Origin of the sequence: Flavobacterium pisciphilum (assembly GCF_020905345.1) — a bacterium.
Lineage (GTDB): Bacteria > Bacteroidota > Bacteroidia > Flavobacteriales > Flavobacteriaceae > Flavobacterium > Flavobacterium pisciphilum.
Window position 1 is genome coordinate 4,780,426 of sequence record NZ_JAJJMO010000001.1, and the last position, 22,518, is coordinate 4,802,943.

Below are 22,518 nucleotides of genomic sequence, written 5' to 3' on the forward strand. Positions count from 1 at the left end.
GTACTGTTATATCGCATATAAATAAAAAATCCAGATTAATTTTAATCTGGATTTTTTGCTATAAACTCTTTTGTAATCGTTACTATTTTATCAGAAAGATTAGTCATCCATATTAATTGCTCGATTACTAACTGTGCTTCCTGCATTTTAGATTCTCTTGCACTTTCATCAAGTTCATTATCATTTTCTAATCGGCTGAAGTTTTTCCTTTTTAATTCTTCAAAATGGAAAGTCAACTTTTCTTTATTAATGTCTCTATTCTTGTATATGGTTGTTTTTTCATGTCTTAAAATAGCAATTGAGTAATTTAAATTAGAAATAACGATATCAATTACAAAATTAAAAGATTCGGATGCAGAGGTCGTCTTGTGAGATTGAATGTAGGTACCTAAGGAGGCTGAGGACGAAAGCAAAGAATGGTTTAGTACAGCAAGCTTGTTTATTTGCGGAAGCTGTTTTTGTTTTGACTTAGGTTCTTGTACCATTCTCTGAAAAGAGGTCATTAGATTTCCAATTTCAATAAAGGCATTTTTTCTAGCTAAACGATAAGATGTAGGTAATGCTCCTTTCTTATTATAGTATTCGGCAATTTCTCGTAGATAATTTCTGTTGGCTTCAATTGATTTCTCTAAAAATGATGCTGCATTCAAAAATTCCCAAGCAGGCCATAAATAATAATTTGCTAAAAAGGCTAATGTAGCTCCAACAAGAGAATCTAATATTCTAAACTGAATTACTTCAAGTATGTTAGGTGTTAAAATTCCGTAAACAAATACTACATACATCGTAACAAATGTGGTGCTTACTTTATAGTTGCTTTGTGTAAAAGAAATACCAATGAGCATACAGAAAATGGCAAATATGCTTATTGCAATATGATTGTGTACTAATGATACAATTCCAAAAGCAATTAATCCACCTAGAACAGTACCAAAAACACGATTATAAGAGCGTTCTTTGGTTAGGCCGTAACCAGGGCGCATAATTACTACAATAGTCAATAAAATCCAATATACATTTTGGAAAGGTAGCATTTTGCCGATTATGAAACCTAACATAATGGTTATTGTAAGACGCAGTGAATGCCTGAAAAATGTAGATGAAAAACTAAAATTTTCAATTAATGTGCGTATCGGGTAATATTGAGGGGTAAGAAATTTTTCAAGTTCCTTATCCTTCTCTTTAAAATCATAAGAATTGATGGCTAATGAAAATGCCATTTCTACAATTTTAATTTTTTCGACCTGCTTTTGAGCGTATTTCAGCATATTGGTAAGCATCCAGACTCCTTCTGAAGCTTCAGTTTTTTCTAAACTATTTTTATAGGCATCAATTGCAGATTGTAATCCATTTATCTCCTTTTTTAAATCGTTAATAGATATATATTTAGATGCTTTATGAACACTTTTAGATAGTTTCTTTAATGTAGAAGCGAGTTTGTAGGCTAGATTTTGATAAGAACGTAGCGTTTCAGGATGATCGCTAAATTTTTTGTGCAATTTATCATGGTCAAATGATGTAGATAGTGCCAACTCCTGAATTTCGACTAAAGTTATAAAAACAATAAGCATCTTTCGGTTTTGACTTGAGTCGCCAGAAGTTGCTCTATTACCAATAAGTACTTGTCGCAAATTCTCATGAATTTGGTTTAACTCCACCTGAAGATGCAATTGTTTCTCGATTATCTTTTTTCTATCTGCATCAGGATTCCATAAATCACCTCTAAGTTTTAAGTATTTTGCTGTTAATCGAATTCCATCAGCAATTTGTAATTCGATATAGCGATGTGGTTTTACATAATGGAAAATAAGGGAAACTATTAAATAGAATAATCCTCCGATAAAAATATAACTAGAGTGTAATACAGCTTCCCAACCTTCGTGTAAGTGGGCAAATGATAGGGAAATAGAAAGTAAGGCGGAGAAAGATGCCATGGTTGCTCTTTGTCCATACACAGAAATCATAGAGGATAGAAAAAGTATTATCCCTAAAAATGGATAAAATAGCCAAGGAAAAGGATAAACTAAATTAACCAATAAGTTTACACCTGAAACAATTAAGGCAGTTACTACAATTCCTTTTATTTTATGTTTAAGATTACTAGGGATATCACTTGGATAAGTATAAAAAGCACCAAGGGCAATTGTAAAGCCAATTTCAAAATAACCTAAAAAGTTAAAAAACAAGACAGGAACAACAGATGCAAGTGTAACTTTTGAAGCGTTGATGAAAGAAGTACTGTCTGTGAATTTAACGATGCGATCGAACATAGTAATAGGTTTACTAGCAAAGATAAGAATTGTGCGAATTATTTAGCAATAATAGTAGCTTTGATTTAAATAGAAATCAAAAAGCATATAATCTGGTTTATAGAATTATTCATTGACTATTTTTTACTATTTTTGCCAACCTAATTCAGAATAATGAAATTTTGAATTAATAGTCGTTAATACATAATACAACAAGAATGATTTTACCAATTATAGGATATGGTGATCCTGTTTTAAGAAAAGTTGGAGAGGCAGTTACGCCAGAGTACCCAAACTTGAAAGAAACAATAGCGAACATGTACGAAACAATGTACAATGCTTATGGAGTAGGTCTTGCTGCGCCACAAGTTGGTTTGGCCTTGCGTTTATTTGTAATTGACACAACTCCTTTTAGTGATGATGAGGACTTACCAGCAGATGAACAAAAAGAATTAAAAGGATTTAAAAAGACTTTTATCAATGCCAAAATTTTAAAAGAAGATGGCGAAGAGTGGAGTTTTAATGAAGGTTGCTTGAGTATTCCAGATGTTCGTGAGGATGTTTACAGACATGAAAGAATTACAATTGAATATTGTGAAGAAGATTTTGTTGTGAAAACTGAAGTATTTGATGGTTTAATTGCAAGAGTAATTCAGCATGAGTATGATCATATTGAAGGAATTTTGTTTACAGATAAAATCTCATCATTAAAAAAACGTTTAATTCAAAAGAAATTAAAAAATATTACCGAAGGCAAAACGTTTCAAGAATACAGAATGAAATTTGCTGCTGCTAAAAAAGGGAGATAGTTTTTGATAGTCATTTGATAATAAAATAAAATAACCGAATTCTTAATACTAATTATAATAAACATGAATTTAGAAAAAATATTAGCTATTTCTGGGAAACCAGGTTTATACGCATTAAAAGTACAAACGCGTACAGGATTTGTAGCTGAATCATTAATTGATGGAAAAAAAATCACTGTTAGCTTAAAGAGTAATGTAAGTTTATTGTCAGAAATTTCAATTTATACATACGAAGGAGAAAAACCTTTATCAGAAGTAATGCAATTAATTGCAATAAAAGAAGATAAAGGACCAGCAATTTCTCATAAAGAAGATAATGCAACTTTAACAGCTTATTTTAAAGAAGTTTTACCTCAATATGATGAAGAAAGAGTTTATCCTTCTGATATTAAAAAAGTATTGAACTGGTACAATATGCTTCAAGCAAAAGGATTGGTTACAGATTTAGCGCCTGCACCAGCAGAGTCTAAAGAAGAAACTCCGGTTTTGGAAGAAGTAAAAAAAGCACCAGCAAAAAAAGCTAAAGCAGCTGCTGAAAAAAAATAGTTTCATTTTAAGGAATGATATTTAATCCTGTTGAGATGATTTCTTGACAGGATTTTTTACTTTTACAAAACTACTTATCCAATTTCAAAAAGATTTCACAATGAATAAAGATTTACAATTACAAGCCTTCGAAAGATTATTAAATATAATGGATGATTTGCGTGAAAAATGCCCTTGGGACATGAAGCAAACTATTCAAAGCTTGCGTCATCTTACGATTGAAGAAACATACGAATTGGGAGATGCTATCTTAGATAATGATCTTAACGAAGTAAAGAAAGAGTTAGGAGATTTGTTGTTACATATTGTTTTTTATGCCAAAATTGGTAGTGAAACAAATGATTTTGATATGGCGGATGTGTGTAATGAAATTTGTGAAAAACTAATTCATCGCCATCCTCATATTTATAGTGATACAGTTGTAAAAGATGAAGAAGAAGTAAAGCAAAACTGGGAAAAACTGAAATTAAAAGAAGGGAAAAAGTCTGTTTTAGAGGGAGTTCCTAGAAGTTTACCAGCATTGGTTAAAGCAAGTAGAATTCAAGATAAGGTAAAAGGAGTAGGTTTTGATTGGGAAGAGCCACATCAGGTTTGGGATAAGGTACAAGAAGAATTACAGGAACTACAGGTTGAGGTAAAAGCTGGAGATCAAGATAAAATTGAAGCCGAATTTGGAGATGTTTTGTTCTCGATGATTAACTATGCGAGGTTTCTAAATGTAAATGCCGAAGACGCGTTGGAACGTACCAATAAAAAATTCATAAAACGCTTTCAATACCTTGAGAGTAAAGCAGGAGAATTAGGGAAACCTTTAATGGATATGACTTTGGCGGAAATGGACGTTTTTTGGAACGAAGCAAAAAAGCTATAATTATTCAGCCATTTTCTTTAAGGCATTAAAATTTTTCAAAACAATTTTTTTACCAATTAAGTCAATTACATCTAGTTTTTTAAAATCAGATAATAATCGGATGCAACTTTCAGTAGCAGTACCAATCATACTTGCTAATTCATCTCTAGAAAGTTGTATTTGAAGTGTTTTGTCATTGTTTTCACCAAAAGTATCATGTAAATATAATAAGGTTTCAGCCAAACGTGATTTAACCGTTTTTTGAGCTAAGGAAACAGTATGATTATCAGATTCTTTTAAATCATCACAAATTGTTTTCATGACATTCATAGAAAACTGATTGTTTTGATTAAAGAAATTAATAATCTCGGTTTTAGGAATAAAACATACCTCCATATCATCTAAAGCTTTTGCGCTTAAATTGGCAGGTTCATTGCTAATCATAGATCGCTGACCTAGAAGCTCTCCAGATTTTACAAGTTTTACAATTTGATCTTTACCGTTGGCGCTTAGTTTAGAAAGTTTACCAACACCATCTTTTACACAGAAAACACCATTAGTAATTTCGCCTTCTTCAAAGATAGGATCCCCTTTTTTAATAGTATAAGTAGTTTTACTATTTGCTAGTTTAATAACTTCATCTTTGTTTAAAGCTTTTAACGAGGTAAGTTGTCTTACGATACATTGGTCACATTTATTCATAGCAAGTTATTTGTTTACAAAATTAAGTATTATTATGATTTTATACTCTTAAAATTTTGTAATAATAGCAGAAATACAATTTCTATAGGTTTATTCCCAATTTATTTTATTAAATTTAAAAATGTATTTTAAGAGCTATGATAAATGTCATGTTTTTTGATTATACCGTTCGTGACCTTTGTAAAAGCTTAAAAATGGTAAATTATGAGTGTCCAAAATTGTTTTCATTGTGGTTTAATTATACCAAAAAATGAAGTAATTGTTTTTGATGAAAAAGAATTTTGTTGCAGTGGATGTAAAACAGTTTATGAGATTTTTAGTCTAAATGACCTAACTTGTTATTATGATTTTGAGAATTCTCCCGGGGCAACACCACAAGATATTCAAGGTAAATATGATTTCTTAGATAATGAAAGTATTCAGCTTAAATTATTAGAATTTCAAGAAGATACTACAGCAATAGTTTCGTTAAATATCCCACATATTCATTGCAGTTCTTGTATTTGGATTTTAGAAAACTTAAATCGTCTTAAACCTGGAATTAGTTCTTCTCAGGTTAATTTTCCAGAAAAGAAAGTTAGAATTAACTACAATTCCGAAGAGATTACGCTTAAAGAAATTGCTTATACATTAAGCTCAATAGGGTATGAGCCTTATATCAGCTTAGAGAATTATGAGGCTGGGAAAAATAACGTCGACAGAAGTCTAACGTATAAATTAGGAGTCGCTTTCTTTTGTTTCGGAAACATTATGTTGCTTTCTTTTCCCGAATATTTTGAAGTAAAAGAATTTTGGTTAGATAATTATAAGCCCTTTTTTCGTTGGCTGATATTAATTCTGGCCATGCCAAGTTTTTTATACTCAGCAAGTGGTTACTATGTTTCGGCTTATAAAAGTATAAAAAGCAAAATGCTAAATATTGATATTCCCATTGCTTTAGGGATTGTTGTAATGTTTATACGAAGCACTTTTGATATTGTCATGGATTACGGTCCTGGTTTTTTTGACAGTTTGACAGGGTTGATTTTCTTTATGCTGTTAGGGAAAATGTTTCAAATCAAAACGTATAGTTTTTTAAGTTTCGAAAGAGACTTTAAATCTTATTTTCCAATTGCGGTAACTCGAATAAACCCAAATACACCCGAAGAAAGTATTCCTATTTATGATATAGATAAAGGAGATCGACTATTGATTAGAAATCAGGAGTTGATACCTGTTGATGGAATTTTGATAAGTGACCAAGCCGAAATTGATTATAGTTTTGTAACAGGAGAGGCTGTTCCTATCACAAAAAAATCGGGAGATAAAGTTTTTGCAGGAGGGAAGCAAATTGGTAAAGTGATAGAAATGGAGGTGCTTCATAGTGTTTCTAATAGTTACTTAACGCAGTTGTGGGGGAATGATATTTTCCAGAAAGACGTTCAGCAAAAACATAAAACTATAACTGATGCAATTAGTCGTTATTTTACACCAATTCTATTATTAATTGCCTTTGCAGGCTTTGGTTATTGGATATTTATAGATGCTAATACAGCGTTTAATGTCTTTACTGCTGTGCTTATTGTAGCTTGTCCGTGTGCTTTAGCATTGACCGCACCGTTTACATTTGGTAATATTTTAAGAATTTTAGGTAAGCAGAAATTCTATTTAAAAAACGCTTTGGTTATTGAGCAGCTTGCTAAAGTTGATACTTTGGTTTTTGATAAAACAGGGACGATTACGACTAATAAAAAATCGAATATTGCATACGAAGGAAAATCACTTTCTGAAGCAAACCTTGTTATGTTAAAAAATGTACTTCGAGCATCAAATCACCCTTTAAGCCGCATGTTATATGATTCTTTACCAGAATCTAACCGAATAAAATTAGATGATTTTAAAGAAATAACTGGAAAAGGAATTTTGGCAGTAATCGAAGATCATCAATTTCAGATAGGGTCATTTTCATTTGTTGCTGATAAAGAAGAGAATTCAATTCAACAAACGTCACTTCATATTAAAATAGATGGGGTTTATTATGGTAAATATATATTTAATAATCAGTATAGAGAAGGCTTAGCGGCTTTGTTTAAAGAGTTGAGCTTGAATTATAAAATCAAAGTTCTTTCAGGTGATAATGATGGAGAACGTGAAACTTTAGAAAAACTTTTGCCAGAAGGAACAGAACTTGTTTTTAATCAAAAACCAGAGCAAAAGCTTGCATTCATAAAAGAGTTACAAGATCATGGACATAATGTAATGATGGTAGGTGATGGGCTAAATGATGCAGGAGCACTGGCACAAAGTAATGTCGGGGTCTCTATTTCTGAGAATGTCAATGTCTTTTCGCCTGCTTGTGATGCTATTTTGGATGCAACAGAATTTAAGCACCTGAGCTATTTCTTAAAATTGTCTAAAAATTCTATTAAGATTATTAAAATGAGTTTTGTTTTATCATTGCTTTATAATGTTGTAGGATTGTCTTTTGCTATTACTGGAAATCTACTTCCTCTGGTTGCAGCTATCATAATGCCTCTGAGTACTATTACGATAGTAAGTTTTGTAACATTAGCCTCTAACTATTTCAGCAGAAGCAGTTTAAAATGATTATAAATAATTCAAATGTTATTTTTTCATAAATTTAACATATACCGCAGGAGCATGATAAATGTCATATTTTAAAAGGATGCTTAAAAGTAATTTTGTATAACTTAAATTTTTAAGAATATGAGTGTAATTTACTTATTAATCTCTGTTAGTATTATTATTGCGATTGGGTTTTTTATAGCCTTTGTAGTTGCAGTAAAAACAGGTCAATACGACGATGATTATACCCCTTCAGTTAGAATGCTTTTTGATGACGAAATCAAAAAAACTCCCAACGAAAAAATAAAAACTCCCAACAATAAAATAAAAATAACCAAAGAAAAACAAATCTAGATTATGGAAATGCAACAATTTTATTATGACAACAAAATTGTAAAGAAATTCATCTATGCTACCATTCTTTTTGGTGTAGTAGGAATGCTGGTCGGCCTTACATTGGCTTTTATGTACCTCTTTCCTAATATTACTGACGGGATCTCATGGTTGAGCTACGGGCGACTAAGACCTTTACACACCAACGCAGTTATTTTTGCCTTTGTAGGGAATGCATTCTTTGCAGGAATGTATTATTCTTTACAGCGACTTTTAAAAGCAAGAATGTTCAGTGATTTTTTAAGTAATGTACATTTCTGGGGATGGCAATTAATAATTGCTGCAGCAGCTATCACATTACCTTTAGGGTATACTTCGTCTAAAGAATATGCCGAATTAGAATGGCCAATTGATATCGCTATCGCATTAATTTGGGTAGTAATGGGTATTAACATGATTGGTACAATTTTACGCCGTAGAGAACGTCATTTGTATGTTGCTATTTGGTTTTATTTGGCCACATTTGTTACTGTTGCGGTACTGCATATTTTTAATAATATAGAAATACCAGTTTCAGCAATGAAAAGTTATTCTGTTTACGCAGGAGTTCAGGATGCTTTAGTACAATGGTGGTATGGTCATAATGCAGTTGCTTTCTTCTTAACAACTCCATTTTTAGGAATGATGTACTATTTTGTACCTAAAGTTGCTAATCGTCCAGTATATTCTTATCGTCTATCGATTATACATTTCTGGTCATTAATATTTATATACATCTGGGCTGGGCCTCACCATTTATTGTATTCAGCATTGCCTAACTGGGCACAGAATTTAGGAGTAGCTTTTTCAGTTATGTTACTTGCTCCATCTTGGGGAGGTATGATTAACGGGCTTTTAACACTAAGAGGTGCATGGGATAAAGTTCGTGAAGAGCCAGTTTTAAAATTCTTCGTTGTAGCTATTACTGGTTACGGTATGGCAACTTTTGAAGGGCCAATGCTTTCTTTTAAAAATGTAAACGCTATTGCGCATTATACAGACTGGATTATTGCTCACGTACACGTAGGTGCATTAGCATGGAATGGTTTTATGACTTTTGGTATGATTTATTGGTTGATACCAAGAATGACAAAAAGTACTTTATTCTCTAAAAAATTAGCAAACTTCCATTTCTGGATTGGTACTTTAGGGATTCTATTATATACATTACCAATGTACGTTGCTGGTTTTCAACAAGCTTCGATGTGGAAACAATTTAACCCAGATGGTACTTTAACTTACGGAAACTTCCTAGAAACAGTAACAGCGATTATGCCATTGTATTGGATGAGAGCTATTGGAGGTACTTTCTACCTTGTTGGAATGTTTGTATTAGTTTATAATATAATTCAAACTATACGTGTTGGTAGCCCAATTGAAGATGAATTGGCAGAAGCACCAGCATTAGAGAAAATTAGCAGTAGTAGAGTTCGTGGAGAAAAATTCCATTCATGGTTAGAAAGAAAACCTATCCAGTTAACTATTTTGGCTACAATTGCTATTTTAATTGGTGGAATCATTCAAATTGTTCCAACGATTATGGTAAAATCAAATATACCTACAATAACAAGTGTAAAACCATATTCACCATTGGAACTTGAAGGTCGTGACTTATATATTCGTGAAGGTTGTGTTGGATGTCACTCACAATCAGTACGACCATTTAGAAGTGAGGTTGAACGTTATGGACCACAATCAAAAGCAGGAGAGTTTGTGTATGACCATCCATTCTTATGGGGATCTAAACGTACAGGGCCAGACTTGTTAAGAGTAGGTGGTAAGTACAATGATAACTGGCATTTTAATCATTTCTGGAATCCACAAAGTATATCTGCAGGTTCAATCATGCCAGGGTACAAATGGTTATTTGATAATAAGCCGATGGATATTTCATTAACACAAAAGAAAATGGAAGTAATGGTTCAGTTAGGAGTTCCGTATTCTCCTGATGAAATTGCCAATGCACAAAAATTATTGAGAGCTCAAGCCCTTAAGATCGAAAAGAATTTAGAAAACGATCCTGATTATGTTGCGAGTTATGCTGATAGCAAGAAAAAGGCAGAAGCAAAAGGAGAGAAATTCATTCCTATGAATGAAAGAGAAATTGTAGCGCTTATTGCTTATATGCAACGATTAGGAACAGATATCAAAGTAAAAGAGACTTCAAAATAGAGAAATTATGTTCGAACAAGTAAAACACAACTTAGAGACTATCGCAGGAGTAGAGGTATTTCCAATACTTTCTTTGCTAATATTTTTCATCTTTTTTGTTTGCCTAGGGATCTGGGTATTTTCATACGGGAAAGATAAAATTGAAGAAATGAGCCAAATTCCATTGGACGAAAATTAAATTGTAGAATTAAAAATAATATATAAAATGAAAAAATTAATTCCAGTATATATACGATTACCACTAATTTTCTTCATCGTTTTTGGTGCAATGGAATATTTTATAGACTCAGGAGATAAACCGGCATTTATAAAATACCCAATGGTTTCTGTCTTTTTATTCGTATTTCTTTTTCTTTTAATAGCAATTGAGATTACAGTAAGTGCAATCGATCGTATTACATATAATCTGTTGACAGAAGAGCAGAAAGCTAAACTAGAGCTTGATAGTAATTTAAGTCTGAAAGAAAGAGCTTGGTATAAAAATTTAATGCAAAAACTAACAAAATCGGAGCCAATAGAAATGGAGGCGAGTTTGTTATTAGATCATGATTATGATGGTATTAAAGAGTTAGATAATAACTTACCACCATGGTGGATTTACTTATTCTACATTACAATTGCCTTTGCTGTATTTTATGTAGCACATTATGATGTGTTTGGCGGAGATGATCAGGAGATGGAGTTAAAAAAGGAGATGGCGCAAGCTAAGATAGATGTTGAAGAATATCTTAAAACAGCTCCAGATTTAATGGATGAGAAAACGGTTACTATATCAACAGATCCTGCTGATATTGCAGCTGGTAAGGAGATCTTTACAACCAATTGTGCAGCTTGTCACCGAGTTGATGGAGGAGGGCAAATTGGACCAAACTTAACAGATGATCACTGGATTTTAGGAGGAGGAATAAAAGAAATATTCCATACGATTAGTAATGGAGGACGAGATGGAAAAGGGATGATAGCATGGAAAGGAACATTAAAGCCAAAGGAGATACAAAAAGTAGCTAGTTATATTTTGACTTTAAAAGGAAGTAATCCAAAAGATCCGAAAGAACCAGAAGGAGAAGTATGGATAGATAAAGATGCATCAAAAGCTGATGCGGGAGCAGTTGCAACACAAACAGATTCTACACAAGTTAAAAAATAATACCATGTCAAATTTACCAGACGAAGCTTTTAGAGATACCATCGGAACGATTGATGAAGGGGGTAATAGAAAATTTATTTTCCCTAAGAAACCGTCTGGTAAATTATATGAATACAGAAAATGGGTTAGTTATGTTTTATTAACCATTTTAGTTGTAAATCCATTTATAAAAGTAAATGGGAATCAATTTATGATGTTCAATATATTAGAACGTCGTTTTAATATTTTCGGATTTCCTTTTTGGCCTCAAGATTTTTATCTTTTTGTAATTTCAATGCTTGTAGGTATTGTATTTATAATCTTGTTTACAGTTGTATATGGTCGTATTTTTTGTGGATGGATTTGTCCACAAACTATATTTTTAGAACTTGTTTTTCGTCGAATAGAATATTGGATTGATGGAGACAGAGGAGCGCAATCACGACTTGCTAGGCAAGAGTGGAATGGAGAAAAAATTAGAAAACGATTGATAAAATGGTTTATCTTTTTTGTGATCTCTTTTTTAATAGCCAATGTGTTCTTGGCTTATTTGGTAGGAAGTGATCAATTGTTTTTAATGATTGAAGAAGGACCAATTAAGCAAGCAAGTAACTTCATAGCGCTATTATTATTTACAGGAGTTTTCTACTTTATATTTGTTTGGTTTCGTGAGCAGGTGTGTATTATAGCTTGTCCATATGGAAGGTTACAAGGAGTGCTTTTGGATAATAAATCCATTAATGTAGCTTATGATTTTGTTCGTGGTGAAAAAGAACTAGGTAGAGCCAAATACAATAAGCAAGAAGATAGAGCAGCCTCTGGAAAAGGAGATTGTATTGATTGTAAACAATGTGTTCATGTTTGTCCAATGGGAATTGATATAAGAAACGGAACTCAATTAGAATGTACCAATTGCACGGCTTGTATTGATGAATGCGATACCATCATGGAAAATGTTGGTTTGCCAAAAGGACTTATCCGATATGCCTCAGAAGATGAAATAGAGAAAAAAGAGCCTTTCAGATTTACAGCAAGAATGAAAGGATATACAGCAGTATTGGTTGTCTTGCTAGGAATTTTTGTTGGAATGTTGTTTTTAAGAAATGATGTTCAAGCTACAATTTTGCGTTTACCAGGACAGCTTTTTCAACACAAAGGGGATAAAATAAGTAACATCTATACGTATAAGATTGTCAATAAAACAATGAATGATTTTACTGATATCCATTTTGAGTTAATTAATCAAAAAGGAACTATAAAAAATGTTGGAACTCAAAAATTTAAAGTTCCAAAACAAGGAATTTCACAAGGTACTTTGTTTATAGAAATAGATCAAGTACTTTTAGATAGTGATAAAACCAAGGTAGAAATAGGTGTTTTTAGTGGTGAAAAGCTAATAGAAAAAACATCAACAAACTTTTTAGGACCGAGAAGTTTTAATTAAAAAAGAAATTATGAAAATTAACTGGGGAACTGCAATTGTAATTGCATTTGGATTGTTTATGACATTCATTTTATACTTTGTTTTTAAAGTACAATCCGATAGTAAGTATAGTAATGATTTGGTTGTTGAAGAGTATTATAAACACGATTCTCATTTTGGAGATGAAATGACGCGTGTTCAAAATGCTCATGATTTAAAATTAAAGCCAACGATTATTGCTATGAAAGAAGGGGTTAAAATTGTTTTCCCTAATACTTTTGAAAGCAAAAATATAAAAGGAGAGGTATTAATGTACCGTCCATCAAATAAAAAACTAGATTTTAATACAGCAATTAGCTTAACAAATTCTGAATTATTGATTCCTCAAAAGAAATTAATAAAAGGACGTTGGGATGTAAATATGGAGTGGCAATATAATGGCCAACAGTATTTAACTAAAGAAGTTGTTTATGTTAACTAAAACAATGCTTGTGCAATATCATCTAATAGTCATACATTGTATGGGAAGGAAGTTTTAACACGCAGAAATTTAGATTTAGAATGTAATACCAACATGATCATTTAGAGAGAAATGTCTTTTTAGACTTTGTCAGCTATATCAAGAAGGTACTAATATAAGTAATAATGCTCTATTCAGCTTTTATATTCGGTTTAATCAGTAGTTTTCACTGCATTGGTATGTGTGGTCCAATTGCTATGATGTTGCCAGTAGATAAGCACAATAAGGCAAGAAAAGCAATACAGATTATAGTTTACCACTTAGGTAGATTGACTGCATATGGAACAATTGGGCTGATTTTTGGATTATTAGGAAAAGGTTTTTTCCTTGCCGGAATTCAACAAAAAATATCTATTATCATTGGGGTAATTATGATAGTTGTGGTTCTAACTCCAGAGAAAATTTTTGCTCAATATAATTTTTCAAAACCAGTTTATAGGCTAATTTCAAGAATAAAAACTAATCTTGGAAAGCATTTCAGAAACAAGAGTTATAAATCACTTTTTATCATTGGACTCCTTAATGGGTTTTTACCTTGCGGGATGGTATATGTAGCCTTATTTGGTGCAATTGCTATGCAAAGTGCCGAATTAGGTGTTTTATATATGGTTTTGTTTGGTTTAGGAACAGTTCCTTTAATGACCAGTGTAGTATATTTTAATTCGTTTTTGACACAATCAACTCGCAATAAATTTCAAAAGGCAATTCCTTATGTTGCTGTTATTATTGGAGTTTTGTTTATTTTGAGAGGATTAGGTCTAGGTATTCCGTATTTATCTCCATCAAATATGAGTTTATTTGTTCAAGAGACTCCTAATTGTCATTAGTTAATTAAGGATTTCGTTAAATAGTCATTGAAAATAAACTTGTTTCAGGGGCTTTTCTTTTTAGATGTAAATCAAAAGCCATACAAATGTTGCGTACAAAAGGTTTTCCTGCTTCAGTAACATTTATTTTTTGGTTCTCGATAGTAAGTAACCCGTCATTCTCCATTTCTTTTAATTGAAGTAGAATTTCAGGAATCTCTTTAAAATAGGTGCTTTCTTCGCTCCATGTCGTTTCAAAATTGCACATTAAGTTTAGTATGTGCTTTCTAATAATAAGGTCCTCTTCAGTCAATATATGTCCTTTTACAACAGGAAGTTTATCCCATTCTAGTAATTGATAGTAATCTTCTATGGTTTTTACATTTTGAGCAAAACTATACCAGCTATCACTAATTGAAGAAACACCCAGTCCAATCATTAATTGAGTTTTGGAAGCACTATATCCCATGAAATTACGATGTAATTTGCCTTCTTTAAAAGCAGTATATAAATGGTCAGATTTTAGAGCAAAATGATCCATACCAATTTCATGAAATTCATTTTTATACAATAATTGTTTTCCAATTTCGTATAATTTTCGTTTTTCGGCATCTTTAGGGACGTTTTCATCGCTAAAACCTCTTTGTCCATTCCCTTTAATCCAAGGCACATGTGCGTAGCTGTAAAAAGCCAAACGATCAGGTTGTAGTGAATTTGTTTTCTCTATCGTGTCGATGATATCTTCGACTTCTTGGAAAGGCAAGCCAAAAATTAAATCATGACTTATAGATGTATAGCCAATTTCTTTAGCCCAAAATGTTACTTTGGCTACATTGTGAAAAGATTGCTCACGATGAATTGCTTTTTGTACTTTTTTAGAATAATCCTGAACACCATAACTGACTCTTCTGAAGCCTAAGTTATAAAGTTTTTGTAAGTGTTCGTAGGTTGTATTATTAGGATGGCCTTCAAAGCTAAACTCGTGCTCTTTGGCTATATCCGCATAAGAAAAGATACCATTAATTAAATCTTCGAGATTTTTAGGGGAGAAGAAAGTAGGTGTTCCGCCCCCCAAGTGAATCTCTTTAATTATGGGCTTTTCGTTAAGTAATTTACAGTATAGGCTCCATTCTTTAATTACTGCTTCTATGTATGGATTTTCTACATCATGGTTTTTTGTAATTCGCTTGTTACAACCACAAAAAGTACACATACTTTCGCAAAAAGGCAAATGGATATATAAACTAATCCCATCTTTCTGATTACTTTCAGCAAATGATTTTTGTAAAGAATCAATCCAAAGTTGATAAGTAAAATCATTTTCATTCCAGTAAGGAACAGTAGGATAGCTTGTGTATCTTGGCCCTGGAACATTATATTTTTGTATCAACAAATTTTTCATAGTAAGAAATTTAATGGATATCAAAATTAATTAGAAACCAAAGAGATTAAAATGATAATTATCATAATGTAATTCAAAAAAAAAAGAGGCTCTAAATGAGCCTCTTTAACGAATTAAGAACTAAACAGAAATGCAATCTTGGATGATTTGTACCCATTTTTTACCTAATTGTTGATCTTCATGCAAGCAAACTTGATTTATTTGATCGTCTTCAATATTGTAAAATGGAATTACATTTTTTTGTCCAGTTGCTTTATCTTGAAACTCAAAATCAACTTTTATGGTGGTGTCAGAGCTTGCATCAGTTGTAGGTACTAATCGGCAAGATTTAACGAGATTTAAGTCTATAAATGAGCTTTCTTCTTTTCCCTTATTGAAGTTCATTGATATAAAACCTTTGTTCTTTTTATCAATAGTTAGGATTTTTTTGTTTTGTGATTCAGTTAAATCAAAGTCAAATTTTCCATTTTGGCTATGCTTTTCTTTTATTGCTTTGATTCTAGCTTTATTTAACGAGTTGGAACGGTAAGAGAAATAAAGAGGTAATATTGTTATTATGGCAAGTACAATGCCTATGATTGTTACGGAATTATCCATTATTGTTTTATTTTAAATTTAATTATATAGCATGAGATAATAAACAGAGTACTATTTGTAAACTGTTTACTTGTGAAGAAATTAATCTTCAATAGATAAAATCATGAGATTTAATTACCAGAAATAATGAAAAGGGTAGAGTAGTATTGAGATTTTCTTTCTCTGATTTATGGTCTGATCTGCAAAATTGAATATGCTTCTTTTTATCTTGTAATCTGGAATTACAACTAAAAAAGTATTAAACCATTTAGATAGAGAAGGATTCGAATAATTTGTTTTTAGATCGGCAATAACATGGAAACTTGCTTGTGGCTGTATAAAAGCAGAAGCCTTGATGTTATCGGGAGTAAAATTAAAATCTTTTTTTTGAGGTTGAATTATATCAATAGCAATTTTGTCTGCATTATAAGCAGACAAAAAGAGCATTAAGAGCCCAACAAAGATGATTGTTTTACGAATCCAGGTCATGCTACAAATCTAATTCATAAAATGTAATTTAAGTACCTTTTAAGAAAAAAATAGCACAATATAAGCCAAATGTTGGTCTCTAAATGTTTTTTAGATTAGTTATTGGTGCATTTTAAAATAATAATCGGCTGAATGTTTTCCACTGCCATAAAAAAAGAAAAACAGGCATACAATAAAAACACAAATAGCCAAGAGTAAATTTTGAGAATGCATTTCTCCCATAAAATTCACTAAGATTGCTCCTAACAAAATAGGTAGTTGTGCACCGATTGCCCATCGGGTAAGCAACCCAAAAACAATCATGATACCTCCAATCATGTGAGCTGGTGCTATGTAATGTAAAAGGAACATTCCGCCACCAAACTTGTCAATTGGAGATATTAAATCATGTAAATATTGGATATTAGTTACAAAGAAAACTCCTTTCATAAACAAAAATACCCCTAAAGCAATACGTAATAAATCTACAGGTAAATAAGTGTGCGCATTTGCCCATTTATTTAAATTTTTTACATTTTCCATGATACAATAGTTATTTGAAAATAATAGTACTAAGTTACTAATTTTTAACTATATAGTATTTTTTTTGGTTGTAAAAATGATTGAGGTGATTTTACTTACTTTATAAATTACACTTGAATAACTCCAAGATTAAATGGTTTTGTGATAGGGGAATGATTTGCTGCTTCGATTCCCATAGAAATCCACTTACGGGTATCTAATGGATCAATGATAGCATCTGTCCATAATCTAGAAGCTGCATAATATGGCGAAACTTGTTCGTCATAACGAGCTTTTATTTTTGCAAATAGCTCAGCCTCCTTGGCTTCATCTACAATTTCTCCTTTTGATTTTAAAGAAGAAGCTTCTATTTGAGCTAATACTTTTGCGGCTTGCGTTCCGCCCATTACTGCCAATTCAGCACTTGGCCAAGCAAAAATTAATCTTGGATCATAGGCTTTACCACACATGGCATAATTTCCTGCTCCATACGAATTTCCTACAATAACAGTGAATTTTGGTACTACCGAATTACTTACAGCATTTACCATTTTAGCACCGTCTTTTATAATTCCACCATGTTCAGATTTAGAACCTACCATGAAACCTGTAACATCTTGTACAAATACCAGAGGGATTTTTTTCTGATTGCAATTGGCAATAAAACGAGTTGCTTTATCAGCACTATCAGAGTAAATAACTCCACCAAATTGCATTTCACCTTTAGCAGTTTTTACAACTTTTCTTTGGTTTGCTATTATCCCTACTGCCCAGCCATCAATTCTAGCATAACCAGTAATTAAGGATTGACCATAGCCTTCTTTATATGCTTCAAACTCTGAATTATCAACCATACGCTTGATGATTTCCATCATATCATATTGTTCATTTCGTGCTTTTGGTAGAATTCCATAAATTTCATTTGGATCTAAGGCTGGTTTTACTGCTTTGATACGGCTATATCCAGCTTTATCGTAATCACCAATTTTATCTACGATATTTTTTATTTTATCTAATGCATCTTTATCATCCTTAGCTTTATAGTCGGTAACACCTGAAATTTCGCAATGAGTAGTTGCTCCACCCAAAGTTTCATTATCAATTGTTTCTCCAATAGCTGCTTTTACCAAATAACTTCCAGCTAGAAAAATACTTCCAGTTTTATCTACAATCAATGCTTCATCACTCATAATTGGTAAATAAGCACCGCCAGCGACACAACTGCCCATTACAGCAGCAATTTGAGTAATTCCCATGCTACTCATTTGAGCATTATTTCTAAAAATACGCCCAAAGTGTTCTTTATCGGGGAAAATTTCATCTTGCAAAGGCAGATAAACACCTGCACTATCAACTAGGTAGATTATTGGCAACCTATTTTCCATTGCAATTTCTTGTGCGCGTAGATTTTTTTTGGCAGTAATAGGAAACCATGCACCAGCTTTTACTGTCGCATCATTGGCAACTACTACACACTGTTTTCCTCGTACATATCCTATTTTTACAACGACACCGCCAGATGGACAGCCACCATGCTCGGCATACATTCCGTCTCCAACAAAACCACCGATTTCTATATATTTTGAATTCTCGTCAAGTAAATAATCAATTCGCTCTCTTGCAGTCATTTTGCCTTCTGCATGAAGTTTTTCTATACGTTTTTCTCCACCACCTAGTTTTACTTTGGCGAATTTTTGTTTTAGTTCAGAAAGTAAGAGTTTATTGTGATCTTCGTTTTTATTGAAGTTTAAATCCATAATAAAATAGTGTTTTTATAAAATAGTGTGTGCTAATTTACGAAATCGATCGAAATAAATTGATATGATATAATTAGTTTAAAAAGATAAACTGTAAAGTGTTTATTTACAGATTGAAACAAAAAAAAACAGAAGAGAACTTCTGTTTTTTATATATTCAAATATATTGTTTTTTTATTTTTTAGAATTGCTAACTAATCGTTTTAAGATTGCCCATTGTTTAAGGGCATCACGAGCTTCTACAGCTGGATATCCTAACATTGTTTTTCCTGCAGGAATGTCTCCAGTAACTCCTGAACCCGCACCTACAATAGCACCATCACCAATAGTTGTGTGGTCTTTAATAGAAGCGCTACCACCAATGATAACTCCGTTTCCTAGCGTTACAGAACCAGCTAAACCACTATTTCCAGCCATGATACAAAATTTCCCTAGTTTACTGTTGTGACCTATTTGAACTAAATTATCAATTTTACATCCATCACCAAGAATAGTCGAGCTAAATTTACCGCGATCAACACATGAGTTAGCACCTATTTCTACTCCATTTCCTATGATTACATTTCCTATTTGAGGAATTTTCACCAATCCTTTTTCACTACATGGGCGAAATCCAAAACCATCAGCTCCAATAGTTGCATTAGGATGAATGATACAATCATTTCCAATATGACAACGTTCGCGGATTACTGATCCTGACCAAATAGTTGTATTTCTTCCAATAGTACATTCGTCAAGGATAGTTACATTTGGATAAATAGTTACATTATCGCCTAATTTAACTTTAGGACCAATATAACATCCAGCTCCAATTCTAACTCCTTCGCCAATAATTGCAGATTCATCTACAACAGCTTTAACGTGAATATCATTGTGAAATACTGGTGTAGGTGGTGCAAAAAGAGCTAATATTTGGGACATTGCCAAATCAGCATTTTTTACTTTTATAAAAGCTCGATTGTCTCCTGGTTCTATTGAAATATCTTCATTAACAATAGCTATGCTTGCTTTGGAGTCTTGCCAATGTTTTTCATATTTTTTGTTTCCAATGAAAGAAATTTCGGAATTGGTTGCTTTGTCTAATTGCTCAGTTGCAGTAATATTCTGGGAAGTTTCACCATAAATAACACCATTAATTACTTCGTTAAGCTCTTGAATAGAATAGGATTTCATTTATTATCGATTAGTTTTAGGGGTTGCGTGGTATTTTATGCCAAATAAAATCAATTAGTATTTAATTACCTAATTATATTTTGATGGATTTTAATAAAAAGATAAAATAATAATCTGATTGTTATAAAAACGTTATTAAATCTATTAAATTGTTGATAGTTTCTAATTAGCTCCAAAAAGTTATTTTCTTGGTTGTCAATAGCCCTATATATGGAATAGTAAGTAGGTAAGGTTGTGATGGATGTAACATTTTAATGTAAATGTATAACTGTAATGATTCTTTATGACGTATTTTTATCACAAAAATCAACAAAAAATTTATGAAATTGTATTCTGTTAAAAAAGTACTTGCTTTCCTGCTATTTAATTCTTTGATTGCTCATTCTCAAGTTAAAGACCTGTTTAGCAAGCCTACTAAACTTCATACAATTTCTGAAAGATGGGAATTAACTTCAGAATCATCAAACGGAACCTTTTTGATAACTCCTTATAAGTCTATTTATATTTTACCAGTTAATTGGTATAGCTCGCCAAATGAACAGCCCTATTCAGGAAATGGTAAACCAGAGTATGTTGCCCCACCAGGGACGAACTATAATAATCTTGAAACAAAATTTCAGCTTAGTTTTAAAACCAAAATTTTTCACAATGCTCTTTTTGGAAAGGGGGATTTATGGGTTGGATATACTCAGACATCACAATGGCAGATCTACAACGAAAGTTTATCAAGGCCATTTAGAGAGATCAATTATGAACCAGAAGTTATTTTTAATTACCCACTTGATTTTAGTGTTTTAGGATTTAATATGCGAATGGCTGGTGTTGCATTTAATCATGAATCAAATGGGAAAGGATTGCCTTTTTCAAGAAGTTGGAATAGGATTATTTTTCATTTAGGGTTTGATCGTGATAACTGGAGTGTCTATGTTAGACCATGGCTTAGACTTCGTTCAAAAAAAGATGATAATCCAGATATTGCTCAATATATAGGACGTGGAGATATAAATATAATTTATACCAATAATAAAAGTGTATTTACTTTTACAGGGAGTAATAATTTAAATTTTAATAAAAATAGGGGGAGTGCTGCATTTTCATGGTCGTATCCAATTGCTGGAAATTTAAAAGGATTTCTTTTGGCGACCCATGGTTATGGAGAAACCTTAATTGATTATAATAATTCGCAGACTACAATAGGCGTGGGTGTCTCCTTAATTGGGCCACTTTAGTATAAAAAGAAACCCAGCTAAAAGCTGGGTTTAATAATTAAGATTCTTCTTCTTTTTGTCCCATCATCATTAAGAATGCTTTTAGGAAAGGGTCGATTTCACCGTTCATTACTCCATCGACATCGCTGGTTTCATAACCTGTACGGACGTCTTTGACTAATTTGTAAGGTTGCATTACATAATTTCGGATTTGTGATCCCCATTCGATTTTCATTTTCCCTGCTTCAATATCAGCGCGTTGTGCTTGTTGTTTCTTTAATTCGATTTCGTACAACTGAGATCGTAACATTTGCATAGCACGTTGTCTATTGTCTTGTTGTGATCTTGTTTCGGAACATTGAATTTGAATTCCAGTTGGTTTGTGAACCAATTGAACTTTTGTTTCTACTTTATTTACATTTTGCCCTCCAGCACCACTAGAGCGAGAAGTTGTAATTTCAATATCGGCAGGATTAATATCAATTTCAATACTATCATCCACAAGAGGATAGACATAAACTGATGCAAATGAGGTATGACGTTTAGCATTACTATCAAAAGGGGAGATTCTAACTAAGCGGTGTACGCCATTTTCTCCTTTTAAGTAACCAAAAGAATAATCTCCTTCAAACTCAAGGGTAACAGTTTTTATCCCTGCAACCTCACCAGCTTGAAAGTTAAGTTCTTTTATTTTATAGCCATAACTTTCGCCCCACATCATGTACATACGCATAAGCATTCCTGCCCAATCACAACTTTCGGTTCCACCAGCACCAGCAGTAATTTGAACTACGGCACTTAAGCTATCCCCTTCATCAGAAAGCATGTTTTTAAACTCAATGTTTTCAATATGCAATTGCGCAGCTTTATAATGCTCATCTAATTCTTCTGCAGAAATTGCTCCTTCTTTATAGAAATCATAGGCAATCTGTAATTCATCGGTAAGTTCGATAGCTTTGTTGTAATCTTCGATCCATTTTTTCTTGTTTCTTAGATTTTTTACAATGGCTTCAGCTTCTTTGGCATTGTTCCAGAAATCGGGCGCAAAAGTCTTTTCTTCTTCGTTGGCAATTTCAATTAATTTGGCATCAACGTCAAAGATACCTCCTCAACGCACCAAGGCGCTCTACAATACCTTTTATTTGTTCGGTAGTTGTCATAAATTATTAGTAGTTTTAATAAGATTTTTATAAATAACTCGTTTTAGTGCTTAACTGTTTTGTAATGGGTTAAAATTTATATAACTTCATTGAATTAGAAAACACGAAATAC

At 32.3% G+C, this 22,518-nt stretch carries 21 protein-coding genes; 12 read left to right on the forward strand and 9 right to left on the reverse strand.

The genetic code is table 11. The annotated features are described in order from the left end of the window. Window positions 1–41: 41 nt before the first annotated feature. Window positions 42–2,270 carry an FUSC family protein gene (locus LNQ49_RS20360; RefSeq protein WP_229990847.1) on the reverse strand — a complete coding sequence of 743 codons (2,229 nt, stop codon included), beginning with the start codon at window positions 2,268–2,270 and terminating at the stop codon, window positions 42–44. A gap of 197 nt (window positions 2,271–2,467) precedes the next feature. Between LNQ49_RS20360 and def the strand changes: the two genes are divergently transcribed. The 3 genes from def to mazG all read left to right on the forward strand — a co-directional run bounded on the left by def (window position 2,468) and on the right by mazG (window position 4,475). Beyond that, complete coding sequence (gene def / locus LNQ49_RS20365; RefSeq protein ID WP_229990848.1) at window positions 2,468–3,058, forward strand: peptide deformylase; 591 nt, start codon at window positions 2,468–2,470, stop codon at window positions 3,056–3,058. Between the two features lie 63 nt (window positions 3,059–3,121). Next, window positions 3,122–3,604, forward strand: a complete 483-nt coding sequence (locus LNQ49_RS20370; RefSeq protein WP_229990849.1) for a DUF5606 family protein — start codon at window positions 3,122–3,124, stop codon at window positions 3,602–3,604. A 100-nt stretch (window positions 3,605–3,704) separates the two neighbouring features. Next, complete coding sequence (gene mazG / locus LNQ49_RS20375; protein ID WP_229990850.1) at window positions 3,705–4,475, forward strand: nucleoside triphosphate pyrophosphohydrolase; 771 nt, start codon at window positions 3,705–3,707, stop codon at window positions 4,473–4,475. Here the strand turns inward: mazG and LNQ49_RS20380 are convergent, their stop codons facing one another. After that, entirely contained in the window at window positions 4,476–5,156 is a 681-nt protein-coding gene (locus LNQ49_RS20380; RefSeq protein WP_229990851.1) for a Crp/Fnr family transcriptional regulator, read from the reverse strand. It abuts the gene before it with no gap. 204 nt (window positions 5,157–5,360) lie between these two features. On the opposite strand from LNQ49_RS20380, the gene LNQ49_RS20385 reads away from it, so the two are divergent. The 8 genes from LNQ49_RS20385 (at window position 5,361) to LNQ49_RS20420 (ending at window position 14,161) form a co-directional block, all read left to right on the forward strand. After that, complete coding sequence (locus LNQ49_RS20385) at window positions 5,361–7,742, forward strand: heavy metal translocating P-type ATPase (RefSeq protein WP_229990852.1); 2,382 nt, start codon at window positions 5,361–5,363, stop codon at window positions 7,740–7,742. Window positions 7,743–7,862: 120 nt separating this feature from the next. Continuing rightward, on the forward strand, window positions 7,863–8,075 hold the full coding sequence (ccoS, locus tag LNQ49_RS20390; protein WP_229990853.1) for a cbb3-type cytochrome oxidase assembly protein CcoS: 213 nt from the start codon (window positions 7,863–7,865) through the stop codon (window positions 8,073–8,075). A 3-nt stretch (window positions 8,076–8,078) separates the two neighbouring features. Next, window positions 8,079–10,265: a cytochrome-c oxidase, cbb3-type subunit I gene (ccoN, locus tag LNQ49_RS20395; RefSeq protein ID WP_229990854.1), complete on the forward strand. Its 2,187-nt coding sequence runs from the start codon at window positions 8,079–8,081 to the stop codon at window positions 10,263–10,265. A gap of 7 nt (window positions 10,266–10,272) precedes the next feature. Beyond that, entirely contained in the window at window positions 10,273–10,443 is a 171-nt protein-coding gene (locus LNQ49_RS20400; RefSeq protein ID WP_229990855.1) for a cbb3-type cytochrome c oxidase subunit 3, read from the forward strand. 27 nt (window positions 10,444–10,470) lie between these two features. Continuing rightward, window positions 10,471–11,412: a cbb3-type cytochrome c oxidase N-terminal domain-containing protein gene (locus LNQ49_RS20405; protein ID WP_229990856.1), complete on the forward strand. Its 942-nt coding sequence runs from the start codon at window positions 10,471–10,473 to the stop codon at window positions 11,410–11,412. A 4-nt stretch (window positions 11,413–11,416) separates the two neighbouring features. Then, entirely contained in the window at window positions 11,417–12,835 is a 1,419-nt protein-coding gene (gene ccoG / locus LNQ49_RS20410; protein ID WP_229990857.1) for a cytochrome c oxidase accessory protein CcoG, read from the forward strand. A 10-nt stretch (window positions 12,836–12,845) separates the two neighbouring features. Beyond that, window positions 12,846–13,295, forward strand: a complete 450-nt coding sequence (locus tag LNQ49_RS20415; protein ID WP_229990858.1) for a FixH family protein — start codon at window positions 12,846–12,848, stop codon at window positions 13,293–13,295. Window positions 13,296–13,459: 164 nt separating this feature from the next. Then, window positions 13,460–14,161, forward strand: coding sequence for a sulfite exporter TauE/SafE family protein (locus tag LNQ49_RS20420; RefSeq protein ID WP_229990859.1), 702 nt, complete (start codon window positions 13,460–13,462; stop codon window positions 14,159–14,161). A gap of 16 nt (window positions 14,162–14,177) precedes the next feature. On the opposite strand, the gene hemN is transcribed toward LNQ49_RS20420, so the two are convergent. The 6 genes from hemN to lpxD form a co-directional block, all read right to left on the reverse strand. Then, window positions 14,178–15,542 (reverse strand): oxygen-independent coproporphyrinogen III oxidase, encoded by a 1,365-nt coding sequence (gene hemN, locus LNQ49_RS20425; protein WP_229990860.1) that lies wholly within the window; start codon window positions 15,540–15,542, stop codon window positions 14,178–14,180. Between the two features lie 120 nt (window positions 15,543–15,662). Continuing rightward, window positions 15,663–16,139: a hypothetical protein gene (locus tag LNQ49_RS20430; RefSeq protein ID WP_229990861.1), complete on the reverse strand. Its 477-nt coding sequence runs from the start codon at window positions 16,137–16,139 to the stop codon at window positions 15,663–15,665. Between the two features lie 114 nt (window positions 16,140–16,253). Then, on the reverse strand, window positions 16,254–16,607 hold the full coding sequence (locus LNQ49_RS20435) for a hypothetical protein (RefSeq protein WP_229990862.1): 354 nt from the start codon (window positions 16,605–16,607) through the stop codon (window positions 16,254–16,256). A gap of 99 nt (window positions 16,608–16,706) precedes the next feature. After that, window positions 16,707–17,129, reverse strand: coding sequence for a DoxX family protein (locus LNQ49_RS20440; RefSeq protein WP_229990863.1), 423 nt, complete (start codon window positions 17,127–17,129; stop codon window positions 16,707–16,709). 107 nt (window positions 17,130–17,236) lie between these two features. Next, complete coding sequence (locus tag LNQ49_RS20445; protein WP_229990864.1) at window positions 17,237–18,865, reverse strand: acyl-CoA carboxylase subunit beta; 1,629 nt, start codon at window positions 18,863–18,865, stop codon at window positions 17,237–17,239. A 174-nt stretch (window positions 18,866–19,039) separates the two neighbouring features. Then, window positions 19,040–20,038, reverse strand: a complete 999-nt coding sequence (gene lpxD / locus LNQ49_RS20450) for a UDP-3-O-(3-hydroxymyristoyl)glucosamine N-acyltransferase (RefSeq protein WP_229990865.1) — start codon at window positions 20,036–20,038, stop codon at window positions 19,040–19,042. 320 nt (window positions 20,039–20,358) lie between these two features. Here lpxD and LNQ49_RS20455 point away from each other — a divergent pair, with 320 nt between their 5' ends. After that, the gene (locus LNQ49_RS20455) at window positions 20,359–21,267 is read left to right on the forward strand and encodes a phospholipase A (RefSeq protein WP_229990866.1); all 909 of its coding nucleotides are present in this window, start codon (window positions 20,359–20,361) and stop codon (window positions 21,265–21,267) included. 37 nt (window positions 21,268–21,304) lie between these two features. On the opposite strand, the gene prfB is transcribed toward LNQ49_RS20455, so the two are convergent. Beyond that, window positions 21,305–22,406 (reverse strand): peptide chain release factor 2 gene (prfB, locus tag LNQ49_RS20460; protein ID WP_229990867.1). Its coding sequence is split into 2 segments (ribosomal slippage): window positions 21,305–22,342 and window positions 22,344–22,406, totalling 1,101 coding nucleotides; the frame shifts between segments, so codons are not numbered across the junction. Window positions 22,407–22,518 lie beyond the last annotated feature (112 nt).

Excerpts from the sequence above, each read along its gene's own strand:
- LNQ49_RS20440 (WP_229990863.1), bottom strand. The coding sequence starts at position 17,129 with ATGGAAAATGTAAAAAATTTAAATAAATGGGCAAATGCGCACACTTAT.
- ccoG (WP_229990857.1), top strand. The coding sequence starts at position 11,417 with ATGTCAAATTTACCAGACGAAGCTTTTAGAGATACCATCGGAACGATT.
- hemN (WP_229990860.1), bottom strand. The coding sequence starts at position 15,542 with ATGAAAAATTTGTTGATACAAAAATATAATGTTCCAGGGCCAAGATAC.
- ccoN (WP_229990854.1), top strand. The coding sequence starts at position 8,079 with ATGGAAATGCAACAATTTTATTATGACAACAAAATTGTAAAGAAATTC.
- def (WP_229990848.1), top strand. The coding sequence starts at position 2,468 with ATGATTTTACCAATTATAGGATATGGTGATCCTGTTTTAAGAAAAGTT.
- LNQ49_RS20445 (WP_229990864.1), bottom strand. The coding sequence starts at position 18,865 with ATGGATTTAAACTTCAATAAAAACGAAGATCACAATAAACTCTTACTT.
- LNQ49_RS20370 (WP_229990849.1), top strand. The coding sequence starts at position 3,122 with ATGAATTTAGAAAAAATATTAGCTATTTCTGGGAAACCAGGTTTATAC.
- LNQ49_RS20415 (WP_229990858.1), top strand. The coding sequence starts at position 12,846 with ATGAAAATTAACTGGGGAACTGCAATTGTAATTGCATTTGGATTGTTT.
- LNQ49_RS20455 (WP_229990866.1), top strand. The coding sequence starts at position 20,359 with ATGAAATTGTATTCTGTTAAAAAAGTACTTGCTTTCCTGCTATTTAAT.
- LNQ49_RS20385 (WP_229990852.1), top strand. The coding sequence starts at position 5,361 with ATGAGTGTCCAAAATTGTTTTCATTGTGGTTTAATTATACCAAAAAAT.
- mazG (WP_229990850.1), top strand. The coding sequence starts at position 3,705 with ATGAATAAAGATTTACAATTACAAGCCTTCGAAAGATTATTAAATATA.
- lpxD (WP_229990865.1), bottom strand. The coding sequence starts at position 20,038 with ATGAAATCCTATTCTATTCAAGAGCTTAACGAAGTAATTAATGGTGTT.
- LNQ49_RS20420 (WP_229990859.1), top strand. The coding sequence starts at position 13,460 with ATGCTCTATTCAGCTTTTATATTCGGTTTAATCAGTAGTTTTCACTGC.
- LNQ49_RS20435 (WP_229990862.1), bottom strand. The coding sequence starts at position 16,607 with ATGACCTGGATTCGTAAAACAATCATCTTTGTTGGGCTCTTAATGCTC.
- LNQ49_RS20380 (WP_229990851.1), bottom strand. The coding sequence starts at position 5,156 with ATGAATAAATGTGACCAATGTATCGTAAGACAACTTACCTCGTTAAAA.
- LNQ49_RS20400 (WP_229990855.1), top strand. The coding sequence starts at position 10,273 with ATGTTCGAACAAGTAAAACACAACTTAGAGACTATCGCAGGAGTAGAG.
- ccoS (WP_229990853.1), top strand. The coding sequence starts at position 7,863 with ATGAGTGTAATTTACTTATTAATCTCTGTTAGTATTATTATTGCGATT.
- LNQ49_RS20405 (WP_229990856.1), top strand. The coding sequence starts at position 10,471 with ATGAAAAAATTAATTCCAGTATATATACGATTACCACTAATTTTCTTC.
- LNQ49_RS20360 (WP_229990847.1), bottom strand. The coding sequence starts at position 2,270 with ATGTTCGATCGCATCGTTAAATTCACAGACAGTACTTCTTTCATCAAC.
- LNQ49_RS20430 (WP_229990861.1), bottom strand. The coding sequence starts at position 16,139 with ATGGATAATTCCGTAACAATCATAGGCATTGTACTTGCCATAATAACA.